We start from the raw sequence: 1,309 nt of genomic DNA on the forward strand, positions 1-1,309 counted from the left end.
TGTCCCGTCCTAAATAAAGTTGACACTTTCCTTCATCTCTTTAGGAGAGTGTTATGAAATCAGAAAGTAAACGTACCCAGTGTGATTATTCATTGGCTTTTAAATTGGCGGTTGTTGAACAAGTTGAAAAAGGCGAGATGACTTACAAACAAGCCCAGTCTCGATACGGTATTCAAGGACGTTCAACCGTTTTAGTTTGGCTTAGGAAGCATGGTCAGTTAGATTGGAGTCTGGGTTGTACCCCTTTCCATCCTCACGGAGCACCTATGACTACATCCTCCTCCCTCACACCTGAGCAACGCATCAAAGAACTTGAACAGCAACTGACTGAAATGGAAAAGAAAGCCGAATTTTTTGAGGCCGTCGTTGAGGTTTTAAAACGGGACTATGGAGTCAGTATCGTAAAAAAGCCACGAGGCAGGCTATCCAAGAGAAAAAAATAGCGGGCTTCACGGTGGTTCAGTGTTGCCGTTATCTGGGTCTCACACGCCAGGCCTATTATCAGCAATGTCAGCGGGCAGCCATAAAAGCGAGGCAGGAGCACGAGGTGCTGATGCAAGTCCAGTTAATACGCGTCAAGCAACCCCGTATTGGCACGAGAAAGCTTCAGCACCTGCTGTATCACTCATGTGCTTTGAAAATAGGCCGTGATCGTCTGTTCGATTTACTGAGAAACCATCATCAGCTAGTCCTGCCCAGGCGGGTTTATCACAAAACGACGCACAGCCATCATCGTTTTTACTGTCACCCTAATTTACTCAAAGCCGGTCCCAATCAGGTCACCCCAACGGGGCCGGAACAAGTCTGGGTTGCCGATATCACCTACCTTCCGGTGAAAACAGGGGAGGCGTATTTAAGTCTGGTCACGGATGCATGGTCACGTAAAATCGTGGGGTATCATGTCCACGATAACCTAAAAACAGACTCGGTCATCAAGGCGTATAAACAGGCCTTAAGAGGCCGAAAATTGACCGGGCAATCACTGATCCATCATTCAGACAGGGGATTGCAATATTGTTCCAAATCCTATCAGGCGTTACATGAATACCATGCCGTCATGTGCTCAATGACAGACGGCTACGATTGTTATCAGAATGCTTTGGCAGAACGGGTCAATGGGATACTGAAAAACGAATTTTTACTCTGTAAGCCCGCTAATCTTAAAGAAGCGACGACAATGGTGAGTGAATCGATAGAGATTTATAATCGATACCGACCCCACTTAGCCCTAAAATATCAAACGCCCGATGACGTACATCATCAGGCGGTGATGAGTAAAATAAGTGTCAACGTATATCAGGACTAGACA

1 protein-coding gene is annotated in these 1,309 nt (G+C 46.1%); it reads left to right on the forward strand.

What is annotated here, in order from left to right; genetic code table 11:
• Positions 1–53: 53 nt before the first annotated feature.
• Positions 54–1,306, forward strand: a protein-coding gene (locus tag Xmir_RS22105) for an IS3 family transposase (protein ID WP_099116104.1) whose coding sequence is annotated in 2 segments (ribosomal slippage) — positions 54–402 and positions 402–1,306 — 1,254 coding nt in all. Because the reading frame shifts where the segments join, the coding sequence is not laid out codon by codon here.
• The last annotated feature ends 3 nt before the right edge of the window (positions 1,307–1,309 follow it).

This window comes from Xenorhabdus miraniensis (genome assembly GCF_002632615.1).